12 protein-coding genes are annotated in these 13760 nt (G+C 65.0%); 6 read left to right on the forward strand and 6 right to left on the reverse strand.

Annotated features, from left to right (window positions below; translation table 11 throughout):
* The gene (gene rplI, locus AC5Y5V_RS01370) at nucleotides 1-459 is read left to right on the forward strand and encodes a 50S ribosomal protein L9 (RefSeq protein WP_499930767.1); all 459 of its coding nucleotides are present in this window, start codon (nucleotides 1-3) and stop codon (nucleotides 457-459) included.
* Nucleotides 460-984: 525 nt separating this feature from the next.
* Nucleotides 985-4044, forward strand: a complete 3060-nt coding sequence (locus AC5Y5V_RS01375) for a replicative DNA helicase (protein WP_499930768.1) — start codon at nucleotides 985-987, stop codon at nucleotides 4042-4044.
* 121 nt (nucleotides 4045-4165) lie between these two features.
* Here the strand turns inward: AC5Y5V_RS01375 and AC5Y5V_RS01380 are convergent, their stop codons facing one another.
* The 4 genes from AC5Y5V_RS01380 to AC5Y5V_RS01395 are packed head-to-tail and all read right to left on the reverse strand — an operon-like array spanning nucleotide 4166 to nucleotide 8268.
* Nucleotides 4166-5398, reverse strand: a complete 1233-nt coding sequence (locus AC5Y5V_RS01380) for a Wadjet anti-phage system protein JetD domain-containing protein (protein WP_499931093.1) — start codon at nucleotides 5396-5398, stop codon at nucleotides 4166-4168.
* A gap of 10 nt (nucleotides 5399-5408) precedes the next feature.
* Entirely contained in the window at nucleotides 5409-5927 is a 519-nt protein-coding gene (locus tag AC5Y5V_RS01385; protein ID WP_499931094.1) for an SbcC/MukB-like Walker B domain-containing protein, read from the reverse strand.
* Nucleotides 5816-8014 carry a hypothetical protein gene (locus AC5Y5V_RS01390; protein ID WP_499930770.1) on the reverse strand — a complete coding sequence of 733 codons (2199 nt, stop codon included), beginning with the start codon at nucleotides 8012-8014 and terminating at the stop codon, nucleotides 5816-5818. Before AC5Y5V_RS01390 ends, AC5Y5V_RS01385 begins: the two co-directional genes overlap by 112 nt.
* Nucleotides 7954-8268: a hypothetical protein gene (locus AC5Y5V_RS01395; RefSeq protein WP_499930772.1), complete on the reverse strand. Its 315-nt coding sequence runs from the start codon at nucleotides 8266-8268 to the stop codon at nucleotides 7954-7956. Before AC5Y5V_RS01395 ends, AC5Y5V_RS01390 begins: the two co-directional genes overlap by 61 nt.
* A gap of 1139 nt (nucleotides 8269-9407) precedes the next feature.
* Between AC5Y5V_RS01395 and AC5Y5V_RS01400 the strand changes: the two genes are divergently transcribed.
* From AC5Y5V_RS01400 to AC5Y5V_RS01410, 3 genes are all read left to right on the forward strand, one after another.
* Nucleotides 9408-9848: a hypothetical protein gene (locus AC5Y5V_RS01400; protein ID WP_499930774.1), complete on the forward strand. Its 441-nt coding sequence runs from the start codon at nucleotides 9408-9410 to the stop codon at nucleotides 9846-9848.
* A 39-nt stretch (nucleotides 9849-9887) separates the two neighbouring features.
* Entirely contained in the window at nucleotides 9888-10388 is a 501-nt protein-coding gene (locus AC5Y5V_RS01405; protein WP_499930776.1) for a DUF4262 domain-containing protein, read from the forward strand.
* Nucleotides 10389-10467: 79 nt separating this feature from the next.
* Nucleotides 10468-10977 (forward strand): hypothetical protein, encoded by a 510-nt coding sequence (locus tag AC5Y5V_RS01410; RefSeq protein ID WP_499930778.1) that lies wholly within the window; start codon nucleotides 10468-10470, stop codon nucleotides 10975-10977.
* 56 nt (nucleotides 10978-11033) lie between these two features.
* On the opposite strand, the gene AC5Y5V_RS01415 is transcribed toward AC5Y5V_RS01410, so the two are convergent.
* Nucleotides 11034-11624, reverse strand: a complete 591-nt coding sequence (locus tag AC5Y5V_RS01415; protein ID WP_499930779.1) for a TetR/AcrR family transcriptional regulator — start codon at nucleotides 11622-11624, stop codon at nucleotides 11034-11036.
* A gap of 115 nt (nucleotides 11625-11739) precedes the next feature.
* Between AC5Y5V_RS01415 and AC5Y5V_RS01420 the strand changes: the two genes are divergently transcribed.
* Nucleotides 11740-12615 (forward strand): alpha/beta fold hydrolase, encoded by an 876-nt coding sequence (locus AC5Y5V_RS01420; RefSeq protein WP_499930781.1) that lies wholly within the window; start codon nucleotides 11740-11742, stop codon nucleotides 12613-12615.
* A gap of 54 nt (nucleotides 12616-12669) precedes the next feature.
* Here the strand turns inward: AC5Y5V_RS01420 and AC5Y5V_RS01425 are convergent, their stop codons facing one another.
* Nucleotides 12670-13701 (reverse strand): fused (3R)-hydroxyacyl-ACP dehydratase subunits HadA/HadB, encoded by a 1032-nt coding sequence (locus tag AC5Y5V_RS01425; RefSeq protein ID WP_499930783.1) that lies wholly within the window; start codon nucleotides 13699-13701, stop codon nucleotides 12670-12672.
* Nucleotides 13702-13760: the final 59 nt, after the last annotated feature.

Here is a 13760-nt window from a genome sequence, read left to right on the forward strand (position 1 = left end):
ATGAAGCTGATTCTGACGGCTGACGTCGACCACCTGGGTTCGGTCGGCGACACGGTCGAAGTCAAGGACGGATACGGCCGCAACTTCCTGCTGCCGCGCGGGCTGGCGATCGTCGCCTCGCGCGGAGCGCAGAAGCAGGCCGATGACATCCGCCGTGCCCGCGAAACCAAGACGGTCCGGGACCGGGAGCACGCCAACGAGATCAAGGCCGCCATCGAGGCGCTGGGCTCGGTTTCGCTGCCGGTGAAGACCGCGGCCGACTCCGGCAAGCTGTTCGGCTCGGTGACCGCCGGCGACATCGTCGCCGCCATCAAGAAGGCGGGCGGGCCCAATCTGGACAAGCGCATCGTGCGACTGCCCAAGTCGCACATCAAGGCCGTCGGCACCCACCCGGTGTCGGTGCACCTGCACCCCGAAATCGACGTCGAGGTAGCCCTCGAGGTCGTCGCGGAAAGCTAACCCGCAGCACTTAAGCCCAACCCCGGCGGCAGCCAGCGCTTCGGTTGCCGCCGGGTTAACACGTGTTTGCGCTCCCCGCGGGCCGCTCGGGGCTGGCGAACCATTTCGCTTTGCTTACTTGACGGCTGCCGTAACCCGTGCTTAACGCACCGAAAATCTGGCGGAAAACCAACACGCCCGACGCGGTAACCTGGCCCGACACGCCGAAGAGATTGTTGTCCACACACTATGTGTGGCGTTGTACGGTCCTTATCAGCGGTGATGTCGTAACCCTCCGCATTGATCCACAGGTTTTCCACACCCCGCTTAACACAGGTGTCGTCGGATATGCACACGCGATGCACAGCTTCATGAACAGCGCCCACTTGGACTCCTCGCCAGCAACGTTTAGCGTCGTCCCGGCACGAGGCGACAACAGGTGTGGCCAACGATGCAAGAGCGCGGATGTCGGTGCGGGGGGCTTATGCTCCGAATGTCGGTGATCGAATGTATGTTCGGGCTTGATTGCGGAGGAGGTGAGCGCCTGTGGCGGTCGTTGACGATGTGTCGCACCCGGGTATGGATGCTCCGCCGCCCAGTGAAGACTTCGGCCGTCAGCCCCCTCAGGATCTCGCCGCCGAGCAGTCGGTGCTGGGCGGGATGCTGCTGAGCAAGGACGCGATCGCCGACGTGCTGGAGCGGCTGCGGCCCGGCGACTTCTACCGCCCGGCGCACCAGAACGTTTATGACGCCATCCTCGACCTCTACGGCCGCGGGGAACCGGCCGACGCGGTGACGGTGGCCGCGGAGCTGGACCGGCGCGGGATGCTGCGCCGGATCGGCGGTGCGCCCTACCTGCACACCCTGATCTCGACGGTGCCCACGGCCGCCAACGCGGGCTACTACGCGGGCATCGTGTCCGAGAAGGCGCTGCTGCGCCGGTTGGTCGAGGCCGGGACGCGGGTGGTGCAGTACGGCTACGCCGGCGCCGAGGGTGCCGACGTGGCCGAGGTGGTGGACCGCGCGCAGGCCGAAATCTACGACGTCGCCGACCGCCGGCTCTCCGAGGACTTCGTCCCGCTCGAGGACCTGCTGCAACCGACGATGGACGAGATCGACGCCATCGCCTCCAACGGCGGCATCGCGCGCGGCGTGCCGACGGGCTTCACGGAACTCGACGAGGTGACCAACGGCCTGCACCCCGGGCAGATGATCATCGTCGCCGCGCGTCCCGGTGTGGGGAAGGCGCTCGCGCTCGACACGCCGCTGCCAATGCCGGCCGGATGGACGACGATGGGCGACGTCAGCGTCGGGGATGAGTTGCTCAGCGCCGACGGACTGCCGACGCGCGTGGTGGCGGCGACCGAAGTTCTGCTGGGTCGCCCCTGCTTCGAGATCGAATTCTCCGACGGCACAACGATTGTCGCCGACGCGCAGCATCTGTGGCCGACCGTCGCTGGCGTCCGGACCTCGTCGCAGTTGCGTAGCGGCCTGGACGCCATCGCCCCGCCGGGGTCGGGTGGGCGTCATGTCGCGGTCATGACGCCGGTGCTGCAGATCGTTTCGGTGCGCCGAGTGCCCAGTGTGGCAGTGCGCTGTGTCGAGGTGGACAACGACGAGCACCTGTACCTGGCAGGCCGCGGGATGGTGCCGACGCACAACTCGACGCTGGGGCTGGACTTCATGCGGTCGTGCTCGATCAAGCACCGCATGGCAAGCGTCATCTTCTCGCTGGAGATGAGCAAGTCCGAGATCGTCATGCGGCTGTTGTCCGCCGAGGCGAAGATCAAGCTGGCCGACATGCGTTCGGGCCGGATGAGCGACGACGACTGGACCCGGCTGGCGCGGCGAATGAGCGAAATCAGCGAGGCGCCGCTGTATATCGACGATTCGCCCAACCTGACGATGATGGAGATCCGCGCCAAGGCGCGGCGGCTGCGGCAGAAGGCCAACCTGAAACTCGTCGTCGTCGACTATCTACAGCTGATGAGCTCAGGCAAGAAGCACGAGTCGCGACAGGTCGAGGTGTCGGAGTTCTCACGTCATCTCAAGCTGTTGGCCAAAGAGATCGAAGTTCCGGTGGTCGCGATCAGCCAGCTGAACCGTGGACCAGAGCAGCGCACCGACAAGAAGCCGATGCTGTCGGACCTTCGCGAGTCGGGATGTCTGACCGCCGCCACCCGAATCCTGCGCGCCGACACTGGCGCCGAGGTCACGTTCGGTGAGTTGATGCGCAGCGGCGAACGTCCCTTGGTGTGGTCGTTGGACGAGCGGCTACGCATGGTCGCACGCCCGATGACCAACGTGTTCCCGAGCGGCCACAAGGAGGTGTTCCGGCTGCGGCTGGCGTCCGGGCGTGAGGTGGAGGCGACCGGCAACCATCCCTTCATGAAGCTTGAGGGATGGACTCCGTTGGAGCAGTTGACGGTTGGCGATCGCATCGCGGCCCCCCGGCGAGTGCCCGAGCCCGTCGACACCCAGCGGATGCATGTCTCCGAGGTTATGTTGCTGGCACACATGATCGGCGACGGTTCGTGCGTGCAGCGTCAGCCGATCCGTTACGCGTCCATCGATGAGGCGAACCTCGTCGCGGTCGCGGTGTCGGCTGCGCACGCTGTGCGTGACGAGTACCCGGCGGCGCGGGTGACGACGCTGCGGATGCCGGCGCCGTACCGCCTGACCCACGGGCGGCGCAACCCGATCGCGGCATGGCTCGACGGTCTCGGGCTATTCGGGAAGCGCAGTTACGAGAAGTTCGTACCGGAAGCGGTTTTCCGCGCTCCCAATGACCAGGTGGCCTTGTTCCTGCGGCATCTGTGGGCGACCGATGGATCGGTCCGCTGGGACGATAAGGCGGGTCAGGGCCGGATCTACTACGCGTCGACCAGTCGCCGATTGGCTGATGATGTGGTCCAGCTGTTGCTCCGAGTCGGCGTATTCGCGAGGATCAAGCGCGCGTCAAAGCTCGGCTACCGCGATTGCTGGCACGTATGCATCTACGGGGCGGAGAACCAGGCCAGATTCCTGCGGCATGTCGGTGTCCACGGCGCAAGGGGAGTCGCGGCACAAGAGGTGTTGGCGCGTCTCGAAGGGATCGTACGAAACACCAATCAGGACACCGTGCCGAAAGAGGTGTGGGCGCGGGTCCGGGCGGTGTTGTCTGGCAAGCAGATAACGCACCGGCAGTTCGCTGCCGATATGGGCACCCAATTCTGTGGGTCCACGATGTGGAAGCACTCGCCCAGCCGGGCGAGGCTGCATCGTGCGGCGGCGTTGCTCGGAGATCATGACATTCATGCGCTGGCGACCAGCGACGTCTACTGGGACACGATCATCGAGATCGCGAGCCTTGGCGAGCAAGATGTCTACGATGGAACCGTAAGCGGCACACACAATTTCGTCGCAAACGGAATCGCGGTTCATAACTCGCTCGAACAAGATGCCGACATGGTCATCCTGCTGAACCGCCCGGACGCCTTCGAACGCGACGATCCGCGTGGGGGAGAAGCGGACTTCATTCTCGCCAAACACCGTAACGGCCCGACAAAGACCGTGACCGTCGCGCATCAACTGCACTTGTCGCGATTCACCAACATGGCGCGGTAAATCCTCAGCCACTGTCGAGATGCAACGAAGATTGTCACCACGGCGGGGCTGATGTTGGCCGCCGGTCAGCAAACAGGTGATGCCAAAAGAACCCGTCGTCGTGTCGTTCGCTGCCGCGGCGCTACGTGGACAGATCTGATGAAGCCACTGTCGATACCCGGATCGCGTTGTCTACCAATGGTTTCGGCAGATGTTCCTGTTCGAGCTGCAGTTCGCGACCATGTTCATGGTGGTAGGCGTTGAGCCGCTGATATAGAGCAGCTTCGGTATCGGTGAGTTCGACAGGCATTGTGTCTGTGGCCTGCTGGGTGGCGGTAGTGTGCCAGGCACTGCGATGGGCGTCGAGGACCGTCTCGTCCATCAGGATGCTGGACACCGGCAGCCCGGCCCGGCGCACCGACGCGAGTATCGAGATCCCGGCGCGGTCTATGTCGCCCCAATACACAAGTCGCTCGGCAGTGTGAATCCAGTTTAGCTGGGCCAAGATTGGTGCGGCCTTACCGAGGCCGCCGATCACCGCAACCTCGCCGAGATCGAGGTCGAGGGTTTGACCGGGAGCTTCGTTTTCTACAATGACGATGATCGCCGGCGCCAACACGGTGTCGTTGAGGATGGGGATGGTCGCGTGAAAGCGCCGCAACCCCGCGGCGTGGGCGCGTAGCTTCGGGCAGGCCAACGTCACTTGAAGGCGTGTCTGCTTGGCGTCAAGCCCCAGGCGAGCGATGAGTCGCGTCAGCGGATCAGCCCCCTCGGAGTCGGTGTAGCTGCCGAGCATCGCGCACAGCAGGGTCGCGTTCTGTTCGATCCATTTGCTGTGCACGCCGGGTATGCAGATCTGGCGAATCACGGTCGCATCGCCGGGCCCGACCGCAACGAGGTGGGTGACCACGGTGAGCGCGGTCGCCCACTCGGCGTCGTTGAGGCCAGCGATGGTCTTGCCAGACTTAAAAGGGATGTCGCTCAGCATATTCCACGCCACTTCCCGTGTGGCCAGGGCCTGTGCGAATCGGCCGGCCGCCAGCCCATACGAGGAAACGATGTCAGGGTCGGCGACCGAGAGCGCAGAGTCAAGGTCATCGATCACCCATGTGATGGGAAGCTCGTGGGTGCCCAGCCGGCGGGCGCGGCGCGCGGCAGTGATGAGCCGGCCGGGTATGCGATGCTCGTCGATGGCTGAGCGCCAGGTGCCGGCCCAGGCCGTGGCGGCGATGACGTGGTCGTCGAACGACGTGCCCTGGGGGGCCTTTAGGGTCAGCTTGAGCGGCCACGGCCCATCTTGCCCGAGTGCCCAGTGCAGCCATAAGTCGGCGCAACGCCGGCGCAGCTCACAGATCGCGGCCTCCACCGACAGCATCACCTCGGCATCACCGCACCGTGGCGGCTGCCGGTGTGCCGGCAAGCTCGTGGCTGATCTCGACGAATTCCCGCACGGTCACGGTGCGGGTGGAGGCGATCGGTTCGGTGCCGGGGGTATCGCGCTTGGACACCATGACCACGCTGTCGATGTAGGGCTGGATGGTGGTGGTGTATTGCACGGTCGCCACGATCAACAGTTGGAACCCGAACTTACGGAACGCCGAGAGCGCCTGATCGGCGAACACCGGGTCTGATTTCGAGAATGCCTCGTCGAGCATCAGCTGTGAAAACACCGGCCGGTTGTCGCTCGTGGAAGGATCGGCCAGGTTGAAACTCAACGCCCCAGCCAGGCAAAACGCCATCAGCTTTTCCTGCTCACCACCGGAATTGGCGCCGGCATTGCTGTAGGTGCGGATCAGTTCACCTGTCGTGGAGTCGGTTTCGGCGCAGTACAGGGTGAAGCGGTTCCGTACATCGAGGGCGTCGCGCGTCCACTGACGGGCCTCAGCACTGTCGGAGGCCAGCAGGTTCCGCAGATCCAGAATGTCGCGGTAATGATCTGGGTGGCCTTCTCATCGCGCATCGACACCGCCAGCGAGCGCCCCGAGATCCGCCGGGCCCGTTCGTGCAGATCTGTAACGGCAGTCAGCTTCTTGGGATCGGCGTGTAGCGACAGCCGTGTGCCGCGGTTGAATTCCACCGATCCCAAACCGCGGTTCACCCGGGCGATCTGCTCCTCGATGTGTTGGGCTTCTTCCTCGGCTTTCTGGTAGAGGTGCAGCGCAGCCATGGGCGCTTGTTCGGTTATCAGCCGCAGCATCCGATCATGGGCCTGGGGCAGTTCGCGGTCATCGATGCGCCGGCACAAAGCCACGTAGTCATGGATCTTCTCGTTGAGGTCGTCGCTGTTGTTGGGGATTGCATCTTCGAACTGTGCATCGAAGTTGCTAATGATCCGCTTGAGCTCGGCGGTCAATCGGTTGACCGAATCTTGCAGCGTGCTTTGGTCTTTTTCGATGGCCCGGACGAGCTCGGCCTTGTAGGGGGCGGGTGCCAGGATCTCCATGGGGATCGACAGTTGCGCGCGATACGTCTCGAGCGCGGCCCGCGCGCTCGCGCCGACGACACCGGGCTTGAGTGTCTCCTGCAAATCCAGCAGCTTGGTGCGTCGATCGTCGCTGACTGTTTCCCGCTCGGTGAGGATGCTGATCCGCCCGGTCAGCGCGCTGCTCTGCGTCAGCAGCTCTTCGGCCTGGTCTTCCAGCTTGGCAAGATCTGGGTTCGCGGCCTCGAGGGCCTCGAGCTGCTCTCGAAGCCGGCGAACCTCGGCGTCGGCGCCCCCGGCGTCGATGTCGCTGAACATGGTGAAGCTCACGTGCAGCTTGTTCCACCGGTCTCGGCTGACCGACAGCGACTCAATCGTGTCGTGCAGCTCGGTCATTGCAGCGTCGCTGGCCTCGAAGTCCGCGGTGGCTTCCTCGAGTTCGATTCGGAGTGCGGCGATCTTGGCGGCGATGTCTCCCTGGTAGATGTACTGGGAGGCTGACAGTGTGGCGCGGTCGTCTTTGACCGAGCGGGTCTCGTTCTCCTTGTAGAGTCCCTCCAGGGTGACCGCACGGCGATGGTGGGCGAATTCATCAGTCCCGCTCACGCGGACAAAGTCGCCGACCTTGGCAATCAATCGCATTGCTGTACCGGCGCTTTCATGCCCCGAGTCGGTCAGCCCGAGGCATTCAGCCAACGTGCCCGACTGCGGCGCGACACAGGCGACGCCACCAGCGGGGACGTGCTCGAGGCGAACGAGGCCCCGCATGTGGTGGTCGTTGACGTAGCGCAGCACCTCACGGTGGTAGCGGTCGGGCACTAGCAACACCAGGCCTGTGGAACGCAGAACTTTTTCAACCGCCGCGCGCCACGGCGCGTATTCGGTCTTGAGGTCGAGCAGCTCGCACACGTACCGCAGCTGCTTGGCCGGGGCGCCGAGCGCGGCCGCGATCTCTCCGCGGATGCGGTCTTCGTTGGCCGGTACTGATGTTCCGAGCCGCTCAACGCGGGCGAGTTCCTCGCGGGCGGCCGTCATCTGGTCGCGCGCCGCCACACGTCGCGGGCCCTCGTCGTTGGCCAACCGTTCCCGCAGTGCCTTGAGCTCCTCGGTGATCCGCACGATTTCGGTCTGCGCCATGGCGCGCATGGTGTCGAAGTCGTCGGCGGACTGCACTTGGGGCGCGGACCAACCCAGGTCGAAGATCTGGGTGTCGTAATCGTGGCGGCGCCGCGAGGTCGTGTCGGCGCGATCTTCGGCTACCGCGAGTTCGTGGCGTAGCGTTGACAATCCAGACCCGGCCGCAGCGCTGCGGGCAGTGAGTTCGTCACGAGTGCGGATCAGCACACGGTTTTCAGAATTCAACTCATCGCGCTCAGCGCCGATCCGCTCGATGTCGGCGTCGAGCACGCTGACCTCGGGTCCGATCGCGGCCAGGCGCAGTTGGTCGATCCAGTCGTGCACCATCTGCTTGTCGACTATGCCGATGCTGGCCAGCTGCGCGGACTCGGTCAGATAGCGGTCGTGGATGAGCTCGATGTCGCCAAGGACCCGACGCTTGGATTGCGCCACCCCAACGCTTTACGGGCATCGACCAGGGGGGTGATCGCCTCGACCGCATCACGGATGCCGGTGACGCTTTCCGGGGTGTCGAGCATGTAGTCGCGGACGAATTGCTCCAGCCCTCCAACGCTTTTCAGCGATTTCGCCTTGCCGAGTAGTTGTAGGGCGGCCGTCGAGCCGTGGATGCCGATCTTGGAGTACAGCTGGTCGAGATACCAGCGTTCGTTATCGCGCTTGCCGCGCCACCCGGCCGATTCGAACACGCAGCCAAATTCTTGGCGGCGAACAGCCGCACCGCCGGCGCATCCTGCAGCGACTCATTCGACGCGAACAGCTCACCGACCCCGAGGCCACTCATTGGGCGCCTCCCCGTCTCGATCCGTGTGGGTCCTTCATTATCCCGGTCCCACCGACAGCCAGTGTGTCGAAATGCGGATTGCGCGGCAGGACGGACCCGTGGCAGCACACGAGTTCCGTAACGACGACAGCGGCGACGCGACATCGTTGTCGACCCATCGCGCTGGGTACGTGCTCAACATTGCAGCCAGCCACAGTCCCGCCGAGGCCAAGGTGCACCACTCCCGGTGCTCGCACATCGCCCCTTGTGACGGTAAGTCCGCGACCGGCTCGGATAGGAAGGTCTGTGCCGTCGAGTCGGCCGAGCTCGAGCGGCGGGCGGCCGAACACGCGCTTCCCTTGCCGTCGGCATGCCGGTCCCGCCACCGCGTTCGGCCGGCCCGGCCGGTCGCGGCAGTCCGCCGCCACCTCCGGCCGCCACTTCCCGAGGGCCGCGCGCGCGCCGAGGGCCCGGCCCTACAGTGCCGTGCAGTTCAGGCTTGGGCCGATGACTACCTCCGCTACGACGCGGCACATCCACCGTGGCAACACGATCTCCGCAACGACCTGCGCACGCTGCTCCGGAAGCTGAAGCCCTCTGCCGGGCCGATCCTGCACGCCACGTTCGTCCGCCACAAACCCGACGACTCGGACGTCGAAAACCTCCTGCTGTACAACGTCGACACCTTCAAAACGGCGGGAGCGAACGGAATCCGCTTCGAACAAGGCTCCAACGTCCACCCGCAAGTGATGGCGCCGGCTATCCGTTCTACTTCCGCTACGAGCTACAACCAGCATGCATCTCGACAGCCACTGAATCCCGCCCAAGGAACATCGTCACGCGTCCTGCGCAAGGCGGGTCGCTATGACTTTCGTCCGGACTGCGATTCACCTTGTGGCTGGCCGCAGCCGCGCTTCCCTATAGCTGCGATGCGCGCTGCTCCCAGCGCGACACAGCCTCGCTGGGAGCAGGAGCACGATGGTTTACCGAGCCGCAAAAGTCGGAGCATCGATCCGAACGCACCGATCGGGCTAGCGGCACCCTAGACGCAGTCGATAATGGGGCATGGCCCCGTCCCGTGTTGTTGGCGCGCTTGCCGCCGTGTTCACCGCTCCTTTGTGCTGGGTGGCAACGGCGCACGCAGAGGGTGGTTATGCGCAGCTCGGTCCAGTGCCGGTGGTGGCGTCCCCGACGTGTGCCGGAACGGTCAGCGCCGAGGCCCAATCGACGCCGGTGCAGGTGGACGGTGGTGTCGAAGACGGTGTCCGCGTTGCGATCCACTACGACGCCGGCGTCTACGACGGCTCCTGTTCGCTGACCGTCACGGCAGCTTGGACGAATCTCGACACGGGTGCCGCTGGGAGTGGTGACATCACCGCGGTATCGAGGATCGACGGGCACTACGGGTTCATCGGCTACGCCAACGCCACGTTCAAGACGGGTAGCGGCGCAGTGGTCGTCACGCTCAGTTCGCATCCGGGTGCCGCACTGCGTCTCACGGCTTAGGGGTGACTGTGTAGAACAAACTTGTCGGAGGCCGCGGGCATGCTGGTCGCAACCACTACAGGAAAGGTGCGGCCGATGTGCTGGCAGTGCGACAACCCCGGGGCCACCACCGAGGAGTACCTGGACCAACTGTGGGAAATCATCAAAGACCACGGTTGGGTGGTCATGTGCGTCGAGAGCGAGACAACGCCCTTCGCGTACACGATCGGACTGCACGAACGCGGTCAACCAGAGTTGTTGATCACCGGCTTACCGCCTGAAACCGCCAGGCGCGTAATGAATTCGATTGCCCACATGATCGTCGACGACGGCACAGCACTGGCGCCGGCAATGCACATCGACTACGAAGGCGGGTTTTTCATGGAGGTCGTCGAAGTCGAACATCCCGACGTGCACCTCAAGTTCGCGATCAGCTTCTTCGGCCCGCAGGTTCGAGCCCTTCAGCTGGTGTGGGCCGACGATCGTGGCAGCTGGCCCTGGGATCCACGTTGGAGCTACGGTCGCTGCAGACAGCCGGTCTTGGGCATCCGAGCCGCATGAGCCGTTACAAGGCGGGCTTGTAGCCTCACAAGGGCGCGACCACTACTACGACGGGAGCCGCGGCTGAAAAATCAATGCCATGAACACTTCAGCAGGCACCAGCCAGATCCACGACACCGCCGCAACGTCAGACCACGTCAAGGGCATCCGACTCCAACGCACGGCCAGCGCGTTACTGGCGATCGCCATCGCGGCGACCGCGGCGGGTTGCGCTGCAACGGGAAATACCAGCAGCGTTCAGGCGCCCGGGCAACTGCAGTCGCTGATTCCCACACCGGCGAACACGCAGCGCACCGACGGCCCGGACTCCATCTCGGACAACGGCATTCGGATGCATTTCCTGGTCAACGGTCCGGGGACCGACGTTCTGGACGCGTACAAGACCGCCCTCGAGGGTAAGGGCTGGAACGTGACCGTCGTGAACTCGGGTGGCTGGGGCGGCGCCGGCGGCGCCACCTACACCGCGACCCGTGGCGCCACCTACGGCGTGTTCAGCGGGGGCGGCCCCGGTGGCACCACCGACGTCAATGCCTGCGCGTGGCCGTCGAAGCCGGCTAACCCCAACTGCGGCGGCGGGTTCCACCGGTAGCGGCGACGAGCGACTAACCCAACCGCACGCGGGGGGCGGCCCGAAAGGGCCGCCCCCTACTGCGTGATCGCACCCCGCACGAATGTGGCGAGCGCGCGTGCGGGCAGGTTCGCCTTCAGGGATCCGTTCGCGGCCCGCTGCAGCGCCAGCCCATGCGAGAGCGCGATTTGAGCAACGCCGAATTCGTATGGGCTGAGCGCCGATTCGATGCCGAGGCGATCAAAATGAGTGGCAATGAGGTCGCCGAGGCGACGGCGGTAGGACTCGTAGATCGCTCCGAACTCCGCGGCCCGGGATCCGCCGCGCATCGTGTACAGCTGGAACTCGGTGGTCAGCAGACACCAGCTGCTGTCCTCGCCGAGGACTCGGTAACGCCGCTCGATGGCCGGCGCCAGCTCGGCGGCCGACTTGATCCGGTCGAGCGCTCGGCCGAGCGTCTCGATTTCGGCGTCGAGGTGATGGCGGATGAGATCGAGGAACAGGTCGTCCTTCGACTCGAAGTTTGAGTAGAACGCACCACGGGAGAACCCGGCCTCCTCGGCGATGACGTCAATCGGTGCCGCCTCGAAGCCGACACGGCAGAATACCCGGCCCGCCGCCTCGATCAGGCGCTGTCGGGTTACCTCCCGTTGCTCGCTGCGGGTCAAGCGTGCCACTCACGTCCTCCTGCTCCAATTGCGCCCCGGTTGACTTTATCTTGACAGAGTTGCATTCTCATACATAACTGTATCCGAATGCATCTAGGCATTGGAGGGTGAGTCGGTGAACGTGTCGCGCGCCGTGGACTGGATTGCCGAGAACGAGACTTTCGCCGAGCGGCGGGGCCATCGCATCGCTTACCGGCGGCGCGGGCGGGGGCCGAGCGTGCTTCTGCTGCACGGATTTCCGACCTGGTCGTTCGACTACGCAGAGGTGGCTGGTGACCTCGCCCGCGACCACGACGTGGTGACACTGGACTTCCTCGGGTACGGCATGTCGGACAAACCCAACCCCCACGATTACTCGGTGGCCGAATCCGCGGACATTGTCGAGGACCTCGCCGCACACCTCGGACTCACCCCGGTGCGGTTGGTGGTTCACGACTACGGCGGCATAGTCGGCCAGGAACTCGTCGACCGGGCCAACCGCGGACGGCTCAACTTCACCATCGACGACGTGATCGTGCTCAACTCCGGCATCATCTACAGCGCATACCGCCCGACGATGCTGCAGAAGCTGCTGATCATGCCGATCGTCGGAAAGCTGATCGCCGGCCGAGTCAGCGCCGGCCGGGTGCGCGGCGCCCTCAACGCGGTCCGCGGAACCGAGCTCACCGATACGGAATTCGACGACCTGTGGCTGGGCATGTCGCGGGACAACGGGCACAAGCTGTCGCACCTGCTCATCAAGTACAACGCGGAGCGGGCAGTTCACCACCGCCGGTGGGAAGCGGCGCTCGCCGAGTGGAAGGGCCCGTTGCATCTTGTGTGGGGACCTGACGATCCGGTGTCGGGTCGGCACGTCCTCGAGCAGGCGAGAAAGGTGCTACCGCACGCCGAGGTGACCGAGCTTGCCGGCGTGGGTCACTATCCGCAGTCCGAATCGCCGCAAGCCGTCGCCGCGGCAGTCCGGAAGCGCCCGACGACCCGCCGAACGTGAAGCGGGCCGCACGCTCGCCGGCCGGCCGGCCGGCCGGAACAAACGACAGCCGCCTCAGCGAAAGCGAACGTTCAGCGTTGCCAGGCCGAAGATCTTCCGCCCCGCGGACTTCGCGCCGGCAATGACGACACCGCTGCGGGTCGCCGGGTCCAGCGACTTGATCCGGCCGCTGAACTCGATGTCGCAGCCCTCGGCGGCCGACACGATCGCGGGCTGGGACAGCCGCACCGCGTAGCGGGTAACGGCGCCAGGGTCGCCCGACCATGACGACGCGAAGCCGGCACCCAGGCCCATCGTGAGCATGCCGTGGGCGATCACGTCGGGCAGCCCGGCCGCCTTGGCGATGTCCTCGTCCCAGTGGATCGGGTTGGCGTCGCCGGCCACGCCGGAGTAGTTGACCAGGTCGCCGCGGGACAGCCGGGCGTGCCGCACGGGTAGCTCGTCGCCGACCTGCACGTCCTCGAAGCGCGGTGTCCCGGGTTCGCGCGTGGTGCCGCCCTCGGCGATCCGAACCTCGCCCTCGGGGCGCACCGTTTTCTCGTAGGCGGTGTCGGATCCGCCGATCGGGATGGCGTACGCGTCGTGCATCATCGCGTTCTGCACGATCGCTTTGATCGCCGGATCGATGTCGTCGGCGGTGACGCCGACGACGGTTGTGTGCAGGGTGTGCACGCGCTCGCCGGCGGCGTCGGTGAAGGTGTTGGTCACGGTGATCAGGTCCCGGCCGGCGATCCTGCGTATTGACGACAGCTCGACGTCGGTGTGCAGTTCGTCGCCGTCCACGATCGGGCGGTTTTGTTCGAAGACCTCCTCGGTCTGCACGTAGGTGTCGTAACCGATGACTACCGACTCGAACAGGCGTCGATTGGCCATCATGCCGGGGATGGACGTGAACGTCAGCGGCGTTACCAGGCCGGAATACCCCAGCTCCGCGGCGGCGGCGATGTCCCAGTGTGCGGGGTGGTAGTCCTGCAAGGCCCGGGCATACTCCCGCACCTTTTCGCGGCCTACCAGATAGGTATCCTCCATTTGGTAGTAGTGGCCGACCCGCTCTTCGAGCGCCGACGCTTCTGCTGCTGCGGTCATAAAATGCTCAACTTCTCTCTCGGCCTGTTCGCTGAGGCCGACCAAAGCACACTAACGCG

It is taken from the genome of Mycobacterium sp. NGS68, assembly GCF_059812195.1.

Coding starts and splice junctions, on each gene's coding strand:
- AC5Y5V_RS01425 (WP_499930783.1), bottom strand. CDS start 13,701: ATGACCGCAGCAGCAGAAGCGTCGGCGCTCGAAGAGCGGGTCGGCCAC.
- AC5Y5V_RS01400 (WP_499930774.1), top strand. CDS start 9,408: ATGGCCCCGTCCCGTGTTGTTGGCGCGCTTGCCGCCGTGTTCACCGCT.
- rplI (WP_499930767.1), top strand. CDS start 1: ATGAAGCTGATTCTGACGGCTGACGTCGACCACCTGGGTTCGGTCGGC.
- AC5Y5V_RS01380 (WP_499931093.1), bottom strand. CDS start 5,398: ATGCTGTCGGTGGAGGCCGCGATCTGTGAGCTGCGCCGGCGTTGCGCC.
- AC5Y5V_RS01405 (WP_499930776.1), top strand. CDS start 9,888: ATGCTGGTCGCAACCACTACAGGAAAGGTGCGGCCGATGTGCTGGCAG.
- AC5Y5V_RS01410 (WP_499930778.1), top strand. CDS start 10,468: ATGAACACTTCAGCAGGCACCAGCCAGATCCACGACACCGCCGCAACG.